The 14,840-nt window shown below is 65.1% G+C and carries 17 protein-coding genes and 1 pseudogene; 2 read left to right on the top strand and 16 right to left on the bottom strand.

Annotation, left to right across the window (positions count from 1 at the left end):
- Positions 1-3: 3 nt before the first annotated feature.
- The 7 genes from V6M37_RS12420 to V6M37_RS12390 form a co-directional block, all read right to left on the bottom strand.
- Entirely contained in the window at positions 4-930 is a 927-nt protein-coding gene (locus tag V6M37_RS12420) for a helix-turn-helix domain-containing protein (RefSeq protein ID WP_332673719.1), read from the bottom strand.
- Entirely contained in the window at positions 927-1,724 is a 798-nt protein-coding gene (gene pilW / locus V6M37_RS12415) for a type IV pilus biogenesis/stability protein PilW (protein ID WP_332673717.1), read from the bottom strand. The genes V6M37_RS12420 and pilW overlap by 4 nt, the downstream gene beginning before the upstream one ends.
- Entirely contained in the window at positions 1,721-2,956 is a 1,236-nt protein-coding gene (rlmN, locus tag V6M37_RS12410; RefSeq protein ID WP_332673715.1) for a 23S rRNA (adenine(2503)-C(2))-methyltransferase RlmN, read from the bottom strand. Before rlmN ends, pilW begins: the two co-directional genes overlap by 4 nt.
- Positions 2,957-3,040: 84 nt before the next feature.
- The gene (gene ndk, locus V6M37_RS12405; protein ID WP_332673714.1) at positions 3,041-3,466 is read right to left on the bottom strand and encodes a nucleoside-diphosphate kinase; all 426 of its coding nucleotides are present in this window, start codon (positions 3,464-3,466) and stop codon (positions 3,041-3,043) included.
- Positions 3,467-3,599: 133 nt separating this feature from the next.
- Positions 3,600-4,493, bottom strand: a complete 894-nt coding sequence (sucD, locus tag V6M37_RS12400) for a succinate--CoA ligase subunit alpha (RefSeq protein WP_332673711.1) — start codon at positions 4,491-4,493, stop codon at positions 3,600-3,602.
- A gap of 11 nt (positions 4,494-4,504) precedes the next feature.
- Positions 4,505-5,665: an ADP-forming succinate--CoA ligase subunit beta gene (gene sucC / locus V6M37_RS12395; protein WP_332673709.1), complete on the bottom strand. Its 1,161-nt coding sequence runs from the start codon at positions 5,663-5,665 to the stop codon at positions 4,505-4,507.
- 244 nt (positions 5,666-5,909) lie between these two features.
- Positions 5,910-6,461, bottom strand: a complete 552-nt coding sequence (locus tag V6M37_RS12390; RefSeq protein ID WP_332673707.1) for a DUF2889 domain-containing protein — start codon at positions 6,459-6,461, stop codon at positions 5,910-5,912.
- Positions 6,462-6,654: 193 nt separating this feature from the next.
- Between V6M37_RS12390 and V6M37_RS12385 the strand changes: the two genes are divergently transcribed.
- On the top strand, positions 6,655-8,403 hold the full coding sequence (locus tag V6M37_RS12385; RefSeq protein ID WP_332673706.1) for a type IV pilus assembly protein FimV: 1,749 nt from the start codon (positions 6,655-6,657) through the stop codon (positions 8,401-8,403).
- Between the two features lie 18 nt (positions 8,404-8,421).
- On the opposite strand, the gene V6M37_RS12380 is transcribed toward V6M37_RS12385, so the two are convergent.
- Positions 8,422-9,168, bottom strand: a complete 747-nt coding sequence (locus tag V6M37_RS12380) for a Nif3-like dinuclear metal center hexameric protein (protein ID WP_332673705.1) — start codon at positions 9,166-9,168, stop codon at positions 8,422-8,424.
- A gap of 72 nt (positions 9,169-9,240) precedes the next feature.
- On the opposite strand from V6M37_RS12380, the gene V6M37_RS12375 reads away from it, so the two are divergent.
- Entirely contained in the window at positions 9,241-10,413 is a 1,173-nt protein-coding gene (locus V6M37_RS12375; protein WP_332673703.1) for a Do family serine endopeptidase, read from the top strand.
- A gap of 106 nt (positions 10,414-10,519) precedes the next feature.
- Here the strand turns inward: V6M37_RS12375 and tatC are convergent, their stop codons facing one another.
- The 8 genes and pseudogenes from tatC to hisA form a co-directional block, all read right to left on the bottom strand.
- Positions 10,520-11,323 (bottom strand): twin-arginine translocase subunit TatC, encoded by an 804-nt coding sequence (gene tatC, locus V6M37_RS12370; RefSeq protein ID WP_332673701.1) that lies wholly within the window; start codon positions 11,321-11,323, stop codon positions 10,520-10,522.
- Between the two features lie 125 nt (positions 11,324-11,448).
- Positions 11,449-11,877 (bottom strand): annotated as a pseudogene (gene tatB / locus V6M37_RS12365) (Sec-independent protein translocase protein TatB); the annotation flags it as partial.
- Between the two features lie 102 nt (positions 11,878-11,979).
- Positions 11,980-12,204, bottom strand: a complete 225-nt coding sequence (tatA, locus tag V6M37_RS12360) for a Sec-independent protein translocase subunit TatA (RefSeq protein WP_332673696.1) — start codon at positions 12,202-12,204, stop codon at positions 11,980-11,982.
- 11 nt (positions 12,205-12,215) lie between these two features.
- Entirely contained in the window at positions 12,216-12,563 is a 348-nt protein-coding gene (locus V6M37_RS12355; RefSeq protein ID WP_332673694.1) for a histidine triad nucleotide-binding protein, read from the bottom strand.
- A 7-nt stretch (positions 12,564-12,570) separates the two neighbouring features.
- Positions 12,571-12,897, bottom strand: coding sequence for a phosphoribosyl-ATP diphosphatase (locus V6M37_RS12350; protein WP_332673692.1), 327 nt, complete (start codon positions 12,895-12,897; stop codon positions 12,571-12,573).
- Positions 12,894-13,298 carry a phosphoribosyl-AMP cyclohydrolase gene (gene hisI, locus V6M37_RS12345; RefSeq protein WP_332673849.1) on the bottom strand — a complete coding sequence of 135 codons (405 nt, stop codon included), beginning with the start codon at positions 13,296-13,298 and terminating at the stop codon, positions 12,894-12,896. Before hisI ends, V6M37_RS12350 begins: the two co-directional genes overlap by 4 nt.
- A gap of 8 nt (positions 13,299-13,306) precedes the next feature.
- Complete coding sequence (gene hisF, locus V6M37_RS12340; RefSeq protein WP_332673690.1) at positions 13,307-14,065, bottom strand: imidazole glycerol phosphate synthase subunit HisF; 759 nt, start codon at positions 14,063-14,065, stop codon at positions 13,307-13,309.
- Positions 14,065-14,814 (bottom strand): 1-(5-phosphoribosyl)-5-[(5-phosphoribosylamino)methylideneamino]imidazole-4-carboxamide isomerase, encoded by a 750-nt coding sequence (hisA, locus tag V6M37_RS12335; RefSeq protein WP_332673848.1) that lies wholly within the window; start codon positions 14,812-14,814, stop codon positions 14,065-14,067. The genes hisF and hisA overlap by 1 nt, the downstream gene beginning before the upstream one ends.
- Positions 14,815-14,840: the final 26 nt, after the last annotated feature.

Here is a 14,840-nt window from a genome sequence, read left to right as displayed (position 1 = left end):
AGCTCACTGCACGGTCAGTCTTGCAACACTGACGCGGATATGGGGGGGCAGATCGACCGCTTTCCCCTGATATTCGAGACCGACCTCGCGGGCATTGCCGATGACGAGGCCGAACGGAGGCTTGCCTTGCACGGTGCGCGAAGTACCGGCGGCATTGACGCCCGAATAGAGAACCGAGCCGCTCGCGTCCCGCACCTCGACCCAGGACTCGCCGGAGAAGCGGAAAGTGAGATGGGAGGCACCGGACCGGGCTGTGGGTGCGCCGGCTTCGGAGGTTGGCGCAGCGGCCGGGGCTCCGGTTGCTGCACCGGTCGTGGCCTCCGGCGGAGGTACGACGCTGCGGATTTCGTCCGGCGGCGCAGCTTGGGGCGCCGAATCGGGCGCCGCCGGTTGCGGCGGCACTTCACCGGGCGCGAGGACGTCGGACGCATCCGGCACCGGGAGGATTTCCGGCGCCGCGACCGTCGCGTCGACGCCTGCGGTGTCGGTCGCCGGCGTCTCGAACCAGTCGAAGAACCAGCCGACGAGGACGACCAGCAGCAGGACAGCGGCCACCAGCGCCGCCGGCACGTGGGCGCGCCGCGACTGTCCGCCGCTCGGCATCACCCCGTCCGCGTTCGACAGCGGCGCGAGCTCGATAGGCGGCGCCGCCAGCGTCTTGTCGAAACCGGCGAGCAGCGCGTCCGCGTCCATCCCGAGATAGCGCGCGTAATTGCGCACGAAACCGCGAACAAAAGCGGGGCCCGGCAGCAGGTCGAACCGGTCGCCCTCCATCGCCTCGACCTGCCGCGCCGTCAACTTCAACGCATACGCGACGTCCGCGACCGTTTCACCGCGCCGCTCCCGCCCGCGTCGAAGCACTTCGCCGACGCTCGCCGCGTCGGCGGATTCCGTCGCGGGCACGCCCTGGTCAAGCCGGACTTCGCTCACTCGTAATTTCCCTGATTCATCGCCCGGAACTCGGCGCTATCGGCAAAACGCCCGCGCAGCTGCGCGACGTAGCTCGATTCGGCCTCGTGATTGCCGAGCTTGCGTTCCGTACGCGCGCCGAGCCACACCGACTCGGCGGTCGGCTCAGTCCGCTGATGGAGCTGGATGAGATAGTCGCGCGCGACCACATAACCGCCGCGGCGATACGCGATCGCCGCGAGGTGGTAGATCGCTTGCGCATTGGCGGGTTCGAGCTGCGCGGCGCGCCGGAACTCGGCTTCCGCCGCGACGTCGTCGCCGCGACGCAAATGGCACAGGCCGGCGTTCGTGTAGGGCCGGGCGGGCGTCTGGTAATACGGGTTGCGCGCCGCCAGCGCGAGACGCTGCAGTCCTTCCTTTTCCTGGCCGGTCATGCACTGGAACCAGCCGTAACTGTTGTTGAATTCGGGATCGTTCGGCGCCATCGCGAGCGCGCGCTGGAAACTTTCGCGCGCCGCGGCGTGGTCATCGATGTACATATAGACGAGACCCATCAGATGATACGCCGGCGAGTACGCGGCATCGCTCGCGAGCGCGGCCTTGGCCTCATCGAGCGCGACCGCGTAGCGCCCGATCTGCAGATAGGCGAGCCCGAGGTCGACGTGAACCTTGGCGCTCGCGACGGCGGCGTTCGCCGGCGGGATCTGGGAAACGGGCCGCTCGGCGACCGCGCCCCCGGCGCCCGCCCCCGTCGCGCATGCGCCGAGAAGCGAAGAGGCGCAAACGAACGCAGCGACGACCGCCCGTTGCTTCACCGGCGGGCCTCCGACGCGTTCGTCAGACGCACCGTACGGCGCGTCCGGTCCTGCACCTGCCCGGCCAGTTGCCCGCACGCAGCGTCGACGTCGTCACCGCGCGTCTTGCGCGTCGTCGTGACGATGCCTGCATTCATCAGGGTTTCGGCGAAACGCCGGATGACCGGCGCCGGTGAGCGGCCGAATTCCGAGTTGGGAAACGGATTGAACGGTATTAGGTTGACCTTGCATGGCACGTCGCGAACCAGTTCCACGAGCGCGCGGGCGTGCGCTTCCGAATCATTGACGCCGTCGAGCATCACGTATTCGAACGTCACGAAATCGCGCGGCGCCCGTTCGAGGTAGCGGCGGCACGCGGCCATTAGTTCCCGCAACGGATACTTCCGGTTGATCGGGACCAGGCGGTCGCGCAGCGCATCGTCGGGCGCATGCAGCGATACGGCGAGCGCGACCGGGCATTCGTCGCGCAACCGGTCGATCGCCGGAACGATGCCGGAAGTCGAAACCGTCACGCGGCGCCGCGACAATCCGTACGCGTGATCGTCGAGCATCAGCCGCAGCGCGGTGACGACGTTGTCGAAGTTGGCGAGCGGTTCGCCCATGCCCATCATCACGACGTTGCTGATCACGCGGCCGTTGTGATCCTCCTCCTCGGAGTCGGAGGATCGCGATGATTCGGGATGGACGCCTGCGACGTCCGAACTGCGACCATGGTCCCGCCGGTTCGCTCGGGACGCGTTGTTAGGATCACCGTCCGCATCCTTCGCGCCGCCCGGCGCGGCCGTGCCGCCGAGCAGCTTGTTCGCGAGCCACAGCTGACCAATGATTTCGGCAGCGGACAGATTGCGGTTGAACCCCTGCTTGCCGGTGGAGCAGAACGCGCAGTCGAGCGCACAGCCCGCCTGCGACGAAATGCACAGGGTGCCCCGATTCGTCTCGGGAATGAACACGGCCTCGACCGCATTCGCGCCCCCAACGTCGAGCAGCCATTTGCGCGTGCCGTCGGCGGACACCGAATCGCGGATCGCCTCCGGCGCGCGGATGCACGCTTCGGCGGAAAGTTTCGCGCGCAGGCTTTTCGCGACATCGGTCATCCGGTCGAAGTCGGTCTCCCCGAAGCGGTGCATCCAGCGCATCACCTGGCGCGCGCGAAAGGGCTTCTCGTCCCGCTCGGCGAACCACTGGACGAGACCGTCAACGTCGAAATCGAGCAGATTGACCGGTGTAAACATGTATTTCCTGTGTGCCGCCCAAATGCAATCGGCCCGCTATCCCTGGAGAAGCGCGGGCCGATGCACGGGCTCTGCCCGAAAGTCTCAGCGGGCGTAGACGTTCATTCCCGGGAAGAAGAACGCGATCTCGACCGCCGCGGTTTCCGACGCGTCGGAACCATGGACCGCGTTCGCGTCGATGGATTCCGCAAAGTCCGCACGAATGGTGCCAGCGTCGGCCTTCTTCGGATCGGTCGCCCCCATCAAGTCACGGTTCTTCGCAATCGCGTTCTCGCCTTCGAGCACCTGGATCATCACCGGACCCGAAACCATGAACGACACGAGATCCTTGAAGAACGGGCGCTCCTTGTGCACCGCATAGAACTGGCCGGCTTCGCGCTCGGACAGATGCACCATCTTCGATGCCACGATCTTCAGGCCTGCGTCTTCAAAGCGCTGATAGATCTTGCCGATCACGTTCTTCGCGACGGCGTCGGGCTTGATGATGGAGAGCGTGCGTTCGATAGCCATGTAGGAAAACTCCGGATTGGACGATAAGCGGAAAAAGCGCAGCGGAAGATTCTAGCAGCTTTTCCGGACGGGCTCCCAGCAACGAAAAAGCGCCGGACCAGCCGGCGCTTTTTCGACGGCGGCAGCAAAAGGCTTACAGCATCGCCTTCAGCAGCTTGCCCATCTCCGACGGATTGCGCGTGACCTTGAAGCCGCATTCTTCCATGATCGCGAGCTTGGCTTCCGCAGTGTCCGCACCACCCGAGATCAGCGCACCGGCGTGGCCCATGCGCTTGCCGGCCGGCGCGGTGACGCCGGCGATGAAGCCGACGATCGGCTTCTTCATGTTGGCCTTGCACCACTGTGCGGCTTCGGCTTCGTCCGGGCCGCCGATCTCGCCGATCATGATGACGGCGTCGGTATCCGGATCGTCGTTGAACATGCGCATCACGTCGATGTGCTTCAGACCGTTGATCGGATCGCCGCCGATGCCGACCGCGGACGACTGACCGAGGCCGATCTCGCTGAGCTGCGCGACCGCTTCGTACGTCAGCGTGCCCGAACGCGACACGACGCCGATGCGGCCCTTCTTGTGGATGTGACCCGGCATGATGCCGATCTTGATTTCGTCCGGCGTGATCAGGCCCGGGCAGTTCGGTCCGAGCAGCAGGGTATCCTTGCCGCCGGCCGCGACCTTCGCCTTCATTTTATTGCGCACGGTCAGCATGTCACGGACCGGGATGCCTTCGGTGATGCAGATCACGAGATCGAGGTCGGCGTCAACCGCTTCCCAGATCGCCGCGGCGGCACCCGCCGGCGGCACGTAGATCACGGAAACCGTCGCGTCCTGCGCCTCTTTCGCTTCCTTCACGGTCGCATAGATCGGCACACTCTCGAAGTCCTCGCCCGCCTTCTTCGGGTTCACGCCGGCGACGAAGCAGTTCGCGCCGTTCGCGTACTCGCGGCACTTCGAGGTGTGGAACATGCCGGTCTTGCCGGTGATGCCCTGGGTGATGACCTTGGTGTCTTTGTTGATCAGAATCGACATTCGGTGGCTCCTTACTTAACGGCAGCGACGATCTTCTCGGCCGCTTCGGCCATCGTATCGGCGGCAATGATCGGCAGACCCGAATCCTTCAGGATCTGCTTGCCCAGGTCTTCGTTCGTGCCCTTCATGCGCACGACGAGCGGCACGGACAGATGGACTTCGCGCGCAGCGGCGACGACGCCGGCGGCGATCGTGTCGCAGCGCATGATGCCGCCGAAGATATTGACCAGGATGCCCTTGACCTTCGGGTTCTTGAGCATGATCTTGAACGCTTCGGTGACCTTCTCGGTCGTCGCGCCGCCGCCGACGTCGAGAAAGTTCGCCGGTTCGGCGCCGTAGAGCTTGATCGTGTCCATCGTTGCCATCGCGAGGCCGGCGCCATTGACGAGGCAGCCGATGTTGCCGTCGAGCGAGATGTAGGCGAGGTCGAACTTCGAGGCTTCGATCTCCGCCGCGTCTTCCTCGTCGAGGTCACGGTACCCGACGATGTCCGGATGGCGGAACAGCGCATTCGAGTCGAAATTGAACTTCGCGTCGAGCGCCTTGATGTTGCCGTTGCCTTCGAGGATCAGCGGATTGATTTCCGCGAGCGAGGCATCGGTTTCCATGTAGCAGGTGTAGAGCTTCTTGAACGTATCGACCGCCTGCGGGATCGACGCTTCGGGCACCCCGATGCCGGTCGCCAGCGTGCGCGCCTGCTCGTCGGTCAAGCCGACCAGCGGGTCCACGAACACCTTGATGATCTTCTCGGGCGTGTTGTGCGCGACTTCCTCGATGTCCATGCCGCCCTCGGAGGACGCCATGAACGCGACGGACTGCGTCGCACGGTCGGTCAGCGCGGCGACGTAGTATTCCTTCTTGATGTCCGCGCCTTCTTCGATCAACAGGCGGCGCACCTTCTGGCCTTCCGGGCCGGTCTGATGGGTGACGAGTTGCATGCCGAGGATCTCCCCCGCGATCGTGCGGACTTCGTCCATCGAGCGCGCGAGCTTGACGCCGCCGCCCTTTCCGCGGCCGCCGGCGTGAATCTGCGCCTTGACGACCCAAATCGACCCGCCCAGTTGCTCCGCCGCCTTGACCGCCTCATCCACGGAAAAGCAGGGGATGCCGCGCGGCGTGACGACGCCGTATTTTCTCAACAGTTCTTTTGCCTGGTACTCGTGAATTTTCATCTGTTGCCCTTCGATCGAAGTCGCGACGCACTCGTCGTCGCGAACAGGTTGATGGGACGCTTCGGAGCTTCGCTCCACGACGGGCACCGTCTCCCTCGCCCGACACCCGCCGCTGCCGGCCGGACAGCTTCAGTCCGGCCCCGTCTCATGACTCGCCCCCGAAACGGGCGCGCTCGCCGCAAGATCGCGGGATTATAACTGCACGCCGCAAGACCGGGGCTGCCCGCGCCGGGCGCACGGCGAGTCATGGCTTGGCGGGCTGCCGGTACCACTTCGGGTAGTACTTCCGCACCGCATCGCCGGACGTTTCGAGCGCGTGGCAGCGATCGAGCTGGAATGGCTTCTCGCCGGAGTCCTCGTTGTCCCGGCGAAAGGTCGCCGCGGTCTGCACCGCCGCCGTCGGCAAGCTGAGAAGCAGTTCGGTGAGATGCGAGCACCCACGGACGTCGGCGAACATTTCCGCGACGGTGCGGCGAAAACCGCGAACGAGGCTCAGGCCAATCAGTTGCCTGTATGCCGGCGCGATCGTGTCGCAACTGCCCTCGTAGGGCACCCGTTCGGAACAGGCTTCGACGTCGACGATGACGAAAGAAGCATCGAGCGTTACACGGATGTGCATCTCATGCACCGGATCGCCGGCCCGTCTCACGCCGGACGCGAGAACGTAATCGACTTCCTTCGTATCGCGCAGACAAGCATCGAGTTCGAGCATCCCGTCGTCGCGACGATAGCCCGCCACGGTGATCTGACGGGTATGCACCTTCAGGCGCGGACGACGTGGCGGAGTCAGCGGCATCGACGTACGGACACGTATGGAAGAGTGCTCGATACTACCGCGGATTATCGAGGCGCATCGACGTAGAATCCGGCGATCGCGCCCTGACTCTGCTGCTCGGCGCCGCCGTCGAGATCGGCCCTCGGTCCTCGCACCTCGCCAGGCAGCAAGACAAAACGGGCGTCCGCACCCGAGCTCATGCAAATTGTTTAGAATGCGCGGTCGATTTGATACAAAACGTAAATCCTGCCTGGACGTGCGTTCTGGCGAACGGACCATGAGCATATTCCCGCGCCTGAAGATCCACTTCTCGCCGCGCCGGCTGTCTGCTGCGATGCTGTTCGCGTCGCCGCTTGCGGCAGGAGCTGTCGTGCTCGGCGAGCCCGTCCGCACGTCGGCGGTAGGCGAGCCCCTGAGCGTCCAGATCACGGTTCTCGACGGGGAAGTTTCCCGCGCCGCCGAATGCCTCCGGATCTTACCCGGAACGAGCGAAGACGGCCTCCCCTGGGTTCGCGAAGCGAAGATCGTCCCATCCGGTCACGGCCCCTCGGCGCGGATCACGGTCGAAAGCGCCGCGCCGGTGGCCGAGCCCGCGCTGAAGCTCGCCATCGAAGACGTGTGCGACACGCGATTGCGGCGCGAATACACCTTGCTGCTGTCGTTTCCGGACACGCCTCGCGCCTCCCGGCCCGTTGCGTCGGCGGAGCCGAAGGCCGCGCCGACGGCCGAGACGAGCCGGACGCGCGAGGCGGAGCGCCCGCGCCGTCCGGCCGCAGCGGCGCCGCGCAAGGCGCCGCGGAAAGCGGACGCACAACCGGCTCCGGCGCCGCCGCGGGCGACCGCGACGCGAGCCGGTCCGCCAGCGGCCCCGGCTGCGCCTGAAAACGATCGTCTCGTGCTCGGCGGCGGCGAAAGTCGCCCCGGCGAGCGCCTTCGACTCAGCACCGAACTCGCGAGCTTCGCGCGCATCGGCAGCACCAGCGACGCCGAGCGGGAGCAGCTGCGTCGGGAGCAAAACGTCTTGATGGCCGTCGATCGCACGATCGTCGCGCAACTGGAATTGAACGAGCGCATCCGCCAGCTGGAGGACACTCAGCGCCGGATCATCGAGCAGGCCCGGGCGGCGACGGAAACCGTCGACACCACAGCCGCGCAACGCGACTACGATGAACGCGGGTGGCTCTATCTCGTGGCGATCGTTACCGGCCTGTCCCTGCTCCTTGCCATTACGCTGCTCGCGCTGCGGCGCCGGACATACCGGACGGTGGAGGTCGTCGGGCTTACCGACTCCGAGATAACGACCTCGCCGCCCGCCAAGATCGAGCCCGCGGAGCATTGGAAAACGGTCGCCCCCACCACGCCGGCGCCGCCAGAAAGTGTGCTCGAGGCCCCGGAAGCAACCGCTAGACTGCGGGAAGCGGCAGGCGAGGCCGGCGCGGATGCGGAGCCTCTACCAGCGCCACCCGCCGAGGAAGCGGCCGAAGAACATGAGTCGGCGATCGAACTGGCCGAAATCATGATCGGCTTCGGCCGCGTCCAGGGGGCCGCCGAGACCCTTGCGGAGTTCATTCAGTCGAACCCGAAGAAGTCCGTCACGCCATGGCTCAAACTTCTCGATGTATACCGCGCGGCCGGCCTGCGCAGCGACTTCGATGCCCTCGCGCGGCAATTGAACAAGACCTTCAACGTAAAATCGGTCACGTGGGATACGTTCGACGAGGCGCGCGCCGCGAGCAAATCGATCGAACAAATGCCTCACGTCGTGAAAACGCTGACCGAGCTCTGGGGAACGCCGGAATGTCAGGCCTACCTCGAAAAGCTGCTGCGCGACAACCGCGACGGCACGCGGGAAGGCTTCCCGCTGAGCGCCATTGATGAAATTCTCGTTCTCGCGGCGATCCTCGAAGAAGAACTCGGTCCCTATCGCGCCCCCGGTCCGCAGAATCGGGACGTCACGACCTGACGGCTACGCGCGACGCCCTCAGACCGGATTATCGAGGTCGACGAACTGCGCATCGAGCGCGAAACGTTGGCGAAGATGTTCTGCGAGCGCGTGGATGCCATAGCGCTCCGTTGCGTGATGGCCCGCCGCGATGTACGGGATGCCCGACTCGCGCGCCAGATGCACGGTCTGCTCCGAAATCTCGCCGGACACGTACAGGTCGGCGCCGGCCGAAATCGCCTGTTCGAAGTACCCCTGCGCTCCGCCGGTGCACCAGGCGACGCGCCGGACCGACCGCTCGGGGTCTCCGACCAGCATCGGCTCGCGACCCAGGCGTGCGGCGAGCGAACGCGCCACGTGAGCCGCCGCACATACATGTTCCGGCCGCCCGATCCAGCCGAGGTCCTGCTCGCCGAAACGGCCGTCGCCGGTCCACCCCAGGAGCCGGCCGAGTTGCGCGTTGTTGCCCAACTCGGGATGCGCGTCGAGCGGCAGGTGATAGGCGAGTAGACTGATGTCGTTGCGCAGCAGGCCCGCGAGTCGTCGCTTGCGGATGCCCGTGATGCGTCCGTCCTCGCCGCGCCAAAAGTAACCGTGATGGACGAGGATCGCGTCGAATCCCCCCTCGACCGCGTGATCGACCAGCGCCTGGCTCGCGGTCACGCCGCACAGCAGACGGCGGACTTCCGTCCGTCCTTCCACTTGCAGACCGTTTGGAGAATAATCACGAAAACGTGCGACATCCAGCAATTCATCCAGATGTGTTTGCAGCTCGATGAGTTGCATATGATCCCCGCTCCATAATCATTCCATCCCCTTGCGGGGGCCTCCCGGGTACCCGCCGTACAGAGCAACATTATGCGCCGCCTGTGGCTGATCTTCGCGCAGGCCGTGACGGTCAGCGTCGCGGTGCTGTTCGTCCTGAACACCCTCAAACCGGAGTGGTTGAAAGGCGCCGCGCCCGCTTCGGTGGTTGCGATTCTCGAAGCGCCGGAAACCCGCGCGGTGCCGTCATCCGGCGCAAGTTCCTATGCGGACGCCGCGAAGCGTTCGATGCCCGCGGTCGTCCATATCTACACCTCGAAGGACGTCGCCCGTCCGCGTCACCCGCTGCTCGACGACCCGATTTTTCGCCACTTCTTCGGCGAACAGCGCGACAACGCGCCACCGCAGCGCGCGTCCGGACTCGGATCGGGAGTCCTCGCAAGCCCCGACGGATTAATTCTCACGAACAATCACGTCATCGAGGCGGCGGACGAGATCGAGGTGGCCCTGAACGACGGGCGGAAATTTCCGGCGAAGCTCGTCGGCCGCGATCCCGAGACGGACCTCGCGGTCCTCAAGCTCCAGGACAATGGCCAATTGCCGGCGATCACGTTCGCGGCGAAGGACGAAGTGGAAGTGGGCGATGTCGTGCTCGCGATCGGCAATCCGTTCGGCGTCGGCCAGACTGTGACGATGGGCATCGTCTCGGCGCTCGGGCGCAGCCAGCTCGGCATCAATACTTTCGAGAATTACATCCAGACCGACGCCGCGATCAACCCGGGCAACTCGGGAGGCGCGCTCGTTGACAGCCATGGCAACCTCGTCGGAATCAATACCGCGATCTACTCGCGCTCCGGGGGGTCGCTGGGGATCGGTTTCGCGATTCCGGTGTCGATCGCGCGCAACGTACTCGAGCAAATCGTCGCGACCGGCGAAGTGACCCGCGGCTGGATCGGCGTCGAGATCCAGGAAATCACGGCCGAGCTGGCCGAATCGTTCGGGATTCCCGACGTCGAAGGCGCGTTGATCGCCGGAGTCCTTCGGGACAGCCCGGCCGAACGTGCCGGCATTCGTCCGGGAGACATCCTGATCGGCGTGGACGGCGCGCCGATACACGACCCGAAAGGAATGCTCGAGATCGTCGCCGGACTCCCGCCGGGGCGGAGCGCCCACTTCCGCGTCCGCCGCGCCGAGAGTGAGCTGGACCTGCAAGTGCAGATCGGCCGCCGTCCCACGCCGGCCGGTCCGGCGCTCCCGGGTCGCTAAACGCAGCACCCGCGCGCCCGGGTCCGAGACGGACACACGGGCTTCGACGTCGCGCGAGCCGAAAATGACCGTCGGAGAAGTCCCGACCTGAGCGGGCGCCAGCCGGTCACTTTCCGTCCGGCTCCGGCGCGTCGAGGCGGTCGAGCTCGCGCGCGCCGCCGGCGCTTTCATCCATGCTGTCGTCGGCCGAACTCCGCGGTTTCGCGACGAATTTCGCGAGGAGAATGCCGACCTCGTACAGCAGGCACATCGGCACAGCGAGCATGAACTGCGACACCACGTCCGGCGGGGTGATGATCGCGGCGATGACGAAAGCGCCGACGATCACGTACGGCCGCGCTTCGCGCAGCTTTTCCACGCCGACGACGCCCGTCTTCACGAGGAGGATCACCGCGACCGGGACTTCGAACGTCAGGCCGAACGCGATGAACAACGTCATCACGAAGGACAGGTACTGCTCGATGTCCGGCGCTGGCACGATGCTCTTCGGCGCGAACTCCGCGATGAACTTGAACACCGTTCCGAAGACGAAGAAATAGCAAAAAGCCATGCCGATGAGAAACAGGACCGTACTGCCGAGTACGAGCGGCACGCCGAGCCGGCGCTCGTGAGCATACAGTCCGGGCGCGATGAAAGCCCAAGCCTGATAAAGCACGATCGGCAGCGCGACGATGAAGGCGACCATCATCGTGACCTTGACCGGGACGAAGAACGGCGTAACGACGCCGGTCGCGATCATGTGCGTGCCTTCCGGCAGCGTGCTCATCATTGGCCGCGCGAGAAGATCGTAAATGTCCGCCGCCCACGGCATCAGACAGACGAACACAACGGTAACGGCGACGATTGCCCGAAGGAGGCGGTCGCGCAGCTCGACGAGGTGTGAAACGAAGGTTTCCTGGACTTCGCTCATGCCTTTTCTTCCGCCGGGCGGGATGTCCCCGCGGCATCCAGATGCAGTTGCAGCTGGGCGCCGCGCTCGTCGCCCAGCTGCGCGTCACTCGCGACGTGGCCAATGGTCTGCTGTTGCCCATCGGCCGCTGATGGATGCGAGGTCACCGCATCCGGGCGAACGGCAGCATCCGAGCCTGAAGAGACGCCGGCAGCGGCGGTGGCAACGGGTGTCGAGGGTGAAGCTTCGGTGACGGGTGCAGGGCGCGGAAGTCCGGACAAATCCGCCTTGACCTCGGCGGCGGTGGTGTCGACCTCCGCCTCGACCTTCGCCAGCTGTCCGCGAACCGACGACTCGAGTTCGCGCGACTGCTGCTCCACCTGCTGCTGCAGCTTCTTCAGGTCCTCAAGCTGCATTTCCCGCTGGATATCGGACTTCACATCCGACACGTAGCGCTGGAGCCGGCCGAGGATGTGGCCGGCCGTACGGGCGACCTTCGGCAGGCGCTCGGGCCCGACGACGACGAGCATCACGACGGCGATGACGACCAGCTCGGAAAAACCGAAATCGAACATGATTTACCAGCCTGTCCGGAGCGTCTTATCCGCGCCGGCGGCGACAAAACGAAGGGGCGCACACAAGCCGCGCCCCTCTGACATGGATGAACCGGAAGCAACTCAGGAATTGACCTTGCGAGCCCTTTCCGTGGCCTGCGCGTCGATCGTGTCGCCTTCGATCTTCTGATGCGGCGCATCGGGCTTCTCGGACTCCTTCATCCCGTCCTTGAACCCCTTCACGGCCCCGCCCAGATCCTGGCCGATGTTGCGCAACTTCTTGGTGCCGAACACCAGCACGACAATGACCAGCACGATCAGCCAGTGCCAGATGCTGAATGAACCCATTACCGCTCTCCTTAACGCTTCAACATCGCCGGCAGAACGTCCGGCCCGCCCACGACGTGGACGTGGAGATGATACACCTCCTGACGTCCCACCCTGCCCGTGTTAACGATCGTTCGAAAGCCATCGGTGCAACGAAGTTCCCGTGCGATGCGCGAGGCCGCGGTCATGACCTTGCCCATCACGGCTTCGTGCTCCGGCTGCAGTTCCGCCATCGACGGGATGTGCAGTTTCGGAATGACCAGAAAGTGGACCGGCGAGACCGGATTGATGTCGTGAAACGCGAGAACCTGCTCGTCCTCGTAGATCTTTTTCGCCGGGATGTCGCCGGCGACGATCTTGCAGAAAATGCAGTCGCTCATCGTCGCCTCACCCAGCCGTGCGGGATTTCTTCTCGTCGATACCGGAAACGCCTTCGCGACGCCGAAACTCGGCGAGCACGTCGTCCACCGAGAGGCCGAGGTGCGCAAGCAGCACCATCGAATGGAACCAGACGTCGGTCACCTCCCATACCACGTGGAGCAGATCCTTGTCCTTCGCAGCCATGATCGTCTCGGCCGCTTCCTCCGCGATCTTCTTGCAGATCGCGTCGGTGCCTTTCGCGTACAGGCTCGAAACGTACGAGGAGTCGGGGTCGGCCTTCTTGCGCTCGGCAAGCGTCGCGGCGACCCGATGCAGCACTTCGATGTCGATCATTTATAGATTTCCTTGGGATCCTTGACGACGGGGTCGATGGCCTGCCACGAGCCGTCCGCGAGATGCTTACGGAAGAAGCAGCTGTGGCGCCCCGTATGGCAGGCGATGCCACCGATCTGCTCGACCTTGAGAAGGACCACGTCGTTGTCGCAATCGATGCGGATCTCGAGCACTTTCTGTACGTGCCCGGATTCCTCGCCCTTGTGCCAGAGCTTGCGGCGCGACCGCGACCAGTAGATCGCCTCGCCGCTTTCAGCGGTGCGCTGCAGCGCTTCGCGGTTCATCCACGCGAACATCAGCACGTCACCGCTCTTCGCCTCCTGTGCGATCACCGGGACGAGCCCCTGGGCGTCCCACTTCACGTCGTTGAGCCACCTGACGGGATGCGGGCTGGCCACCATCGGATTGCTCACAGTCTTACCTCGATACCCCGCTCACGCATCAGCTCCTTCGCTTCGCGCACGGTGTGCTCGCCGAAGTGGAAAATGCTCGCCGCGAGCACCGCGTCGGCGCGGCCTTGCGAAACGCCCTCGGCGAGATGTTCGAGGGTTCCGACGCCACCGCTAGCGATCACGGGGATCGGCACCGCGTCGGCGATCGCCCGCGTCAAACCGAGGTCGAATCCGGACTTCGTGCCGTCGCGGTCCATGCTCGTCAGCAGGATTTCACCGGCGCCGAGCGCCGCGACCTTCCGGGCCCACTCGACCGCATCGAGCCCGGTGTTGTTGCGCCCGCCGTGCGTGAAAACCTGCCATTTGCCGGGCGCGGTCTGCTTCGCATCGATCGCGACGACGATGCACTGGCTGCCGACCTTCGCCGCGGCGTCCGCGACCACCTGCGGATTGTTCACCGCGGCCGTGTTGATGCTCACTTTGTCGGCACCGGCGTTGAGGAGCCGGCGCACGTCTTCCACGGTGCGCACCCCGCCGCCGACGGTCAATGGAATGAAAACCTGCTCCGCGACCTGTTCGACGACATGCAGGATGATGTCCCGGGCGTCCGAACTCGCGGTGATGTCGAGGAACGTAAGCTCGTCGGCGCCCTGCTCATCGTAGCGGCGCGCGATCTCGACAGGATCCCCGGCATCGCGCAGCTCGACGAAGTTCACCCCTTTCACGACGCGCCCGGCATTGACGTCCAGGCACGGAATGATGCGCTTGGCGAGCATCAGGCTTCCGCACCGCTGAGTTCGTCGGCCCGCGCTTGCGCGGCGGCGAAGTCCAGGGTTCCCTCGTAAATGGCACGACCGGTGATCGCTCCCGCGATGCCTTCAGCTTCGACCGCGCACAGCGCATCGATGTCCGCGATGGAGGCGATGCCCCCGCTCGCGATGACCGGAATGCGCAGGGCCTGCGCGAGGCGGACGGTCGCTTCGATATTCACGCCGGACAGCATGCCGTCGCGGCCGATATCGGTGTAGATCACGCCCTCGACCCCGTAGTCCTCGTATTTTTTCGCGAGGTCCACGACATCGTGGCCGGTCATCTTCGACCAACCGTCGACCGCGACCTTCCCGTCCTTCGCGTCGAGGCCGACGATGATGTGACCGGGGAACGCGCCGCACGCGTCATGCAGGAAGCCGGGGTTCTTCACCGCAGCGGTGCCGATGATGATGTACGTGATGCCGTTGTCGAGGTAATGCTCGATCGTGTCGAGATCCCGGATGCCGCCGCCGAGCTGCACCGGGATGTCGTCGCCAACTTCATCGACGATCGCACGGATCGCGGCGCCGTTCTTCGGCTTGCCCGCGAACGCGCCATTCAGGTCGACGAGATGCAAGCGGCGGGCGCCCTGCTCTATCCAGTGCCGCGCCATCGCCGCCGGCTCCTCGGAGAACACCGTGGCGTCGTCCATTTCGCCCTGCTTCAGGCGGACGCAATGACCGTCCTTGAGATCGATAGCGGGAATCAGCAACATACGAGGATCGCTCGAGTATCGGAAGA

The sequence above is a fragment of the Aromatoleum sp. genome, from assembly GCF_036675785.1.
In the GTDB taxonomy this organism is placed as follows: domain Bacteria; phylum Pseudomonadota; class Gammaproteobacteria; order Burkholderiales; family Rhodocyclaceae; genus Aromatoleum.
The sequence above is the reverse complement of the archived record's forward strand: the minus strand, read 5'-3'. Positions and strand labels throughout refer to the sequence as shown.

Excerpts from the sequence above, each read along its gene's own strand:
- rlmN (WP_332673715.1), bottom strand. The coding sequence starts at position 2,956 with ATGTTTACACCGGTCAATCTGCTCGATTTCGACGTTGACGGTCTCGTC.
- ndk (WP_332673714.1), bottom strand. The coding sequence starts at position 3,466 with ATGGCTATCGAACGCACGCTCTCCATCATCAAGCCCGACGCCGTCGCG.
- sucD (WP_332673711.1), bottom strand. The coding sequence starts at position 4,493 with ATGTCGATTCTGATCAACAAAGACACCAAGGTCATCACCCAGGGCATC.
- sucC (WP_332673709.1), bottom strand. The coding sequence starts at position 5,665 with ATGAAAATTCACGAGTACCAGGCAAAAGAACTGTTGAGAAAATACGGC.
- V6M37_RS12390 (WP_332673707.1), bottom strand. The coding sequence starts at position 6,461 with ATGCCGCTGACTCCGCCACGTCGTCCGCGCCTGAAGGTGCATACCCGT.
- V6M37_RS12385 (WP_332673706.1), top strand. The coding sequence starts at position 6,655 with ATGCGCGGTCGATTTGATACAAAACGTAAATCCTGCCTGGACGTGCGT.
- V6M37_RS12380 (WP_332673705.1), bottom strand. The coding sequence starts at position 9,168 with ATGCAACTCATCGAGCTGCAAACACATCTGGATGAATTGCTGGATGTC.
- V6M37_RS12375 (WP_332673703.1), top strand. The coding sequence starts at position 9,241 with ATGCGCCGCCTGTGGCTGATCTTCGCGCAGGCCGTGACGGTCAGCGTC.
- tatC (WP_332673701.1), bottom strand. The coding sequence starts at position 11,323 with ATGAGCGAAGTCCAGGAAACCTTCGTTTCACACCTCGTCGAGCTGCGC.
- tatA (WP_332673696.1), bottom strand. The coding sequence starts at position 12,204 with ATGGGTTCATTCAGCATCTGGCACTGGCTGATCGTGCTGGTCATTGTC.
- V6M37_RS12355 (WP_332673694.1), bottom strand. The coding sequence starts at position 12,563 with ATGAGCGACTGCATTTTCTGCAAGATCGTCGCCGGCGACATCCCGGCG.
- V6M37_RS12350 (WP_332673692.1), bottom strand. The coding sequence starts at position 12,897 with ATGATCGACATCGAAGTGCTGCATCGGGTCGCCGCGACGCTTGCCGAG.
- hisI (WP_332673849.1), bottom strand. The coding sequence starts at position 13,298 with ATGGTGGCCAGCCCGCATCCCGTCAGGTGGCTCAACGACGTGAAGTGG.
- hisF (WP_332673690.1), bottom strand. The coding sequence starts at position 14,065 with ATGCTCGCCAAGCGCATCATTCCGTGCCTGGACGTCAATGCCGGGCGC.
- hisA (WP_332673848.1), bottom strand. The coding sequence starts at position 14,814 with ATGTTGCTGATTCCCGCTATCGATCTCAAGGACGGTCATTGCGTCCGC.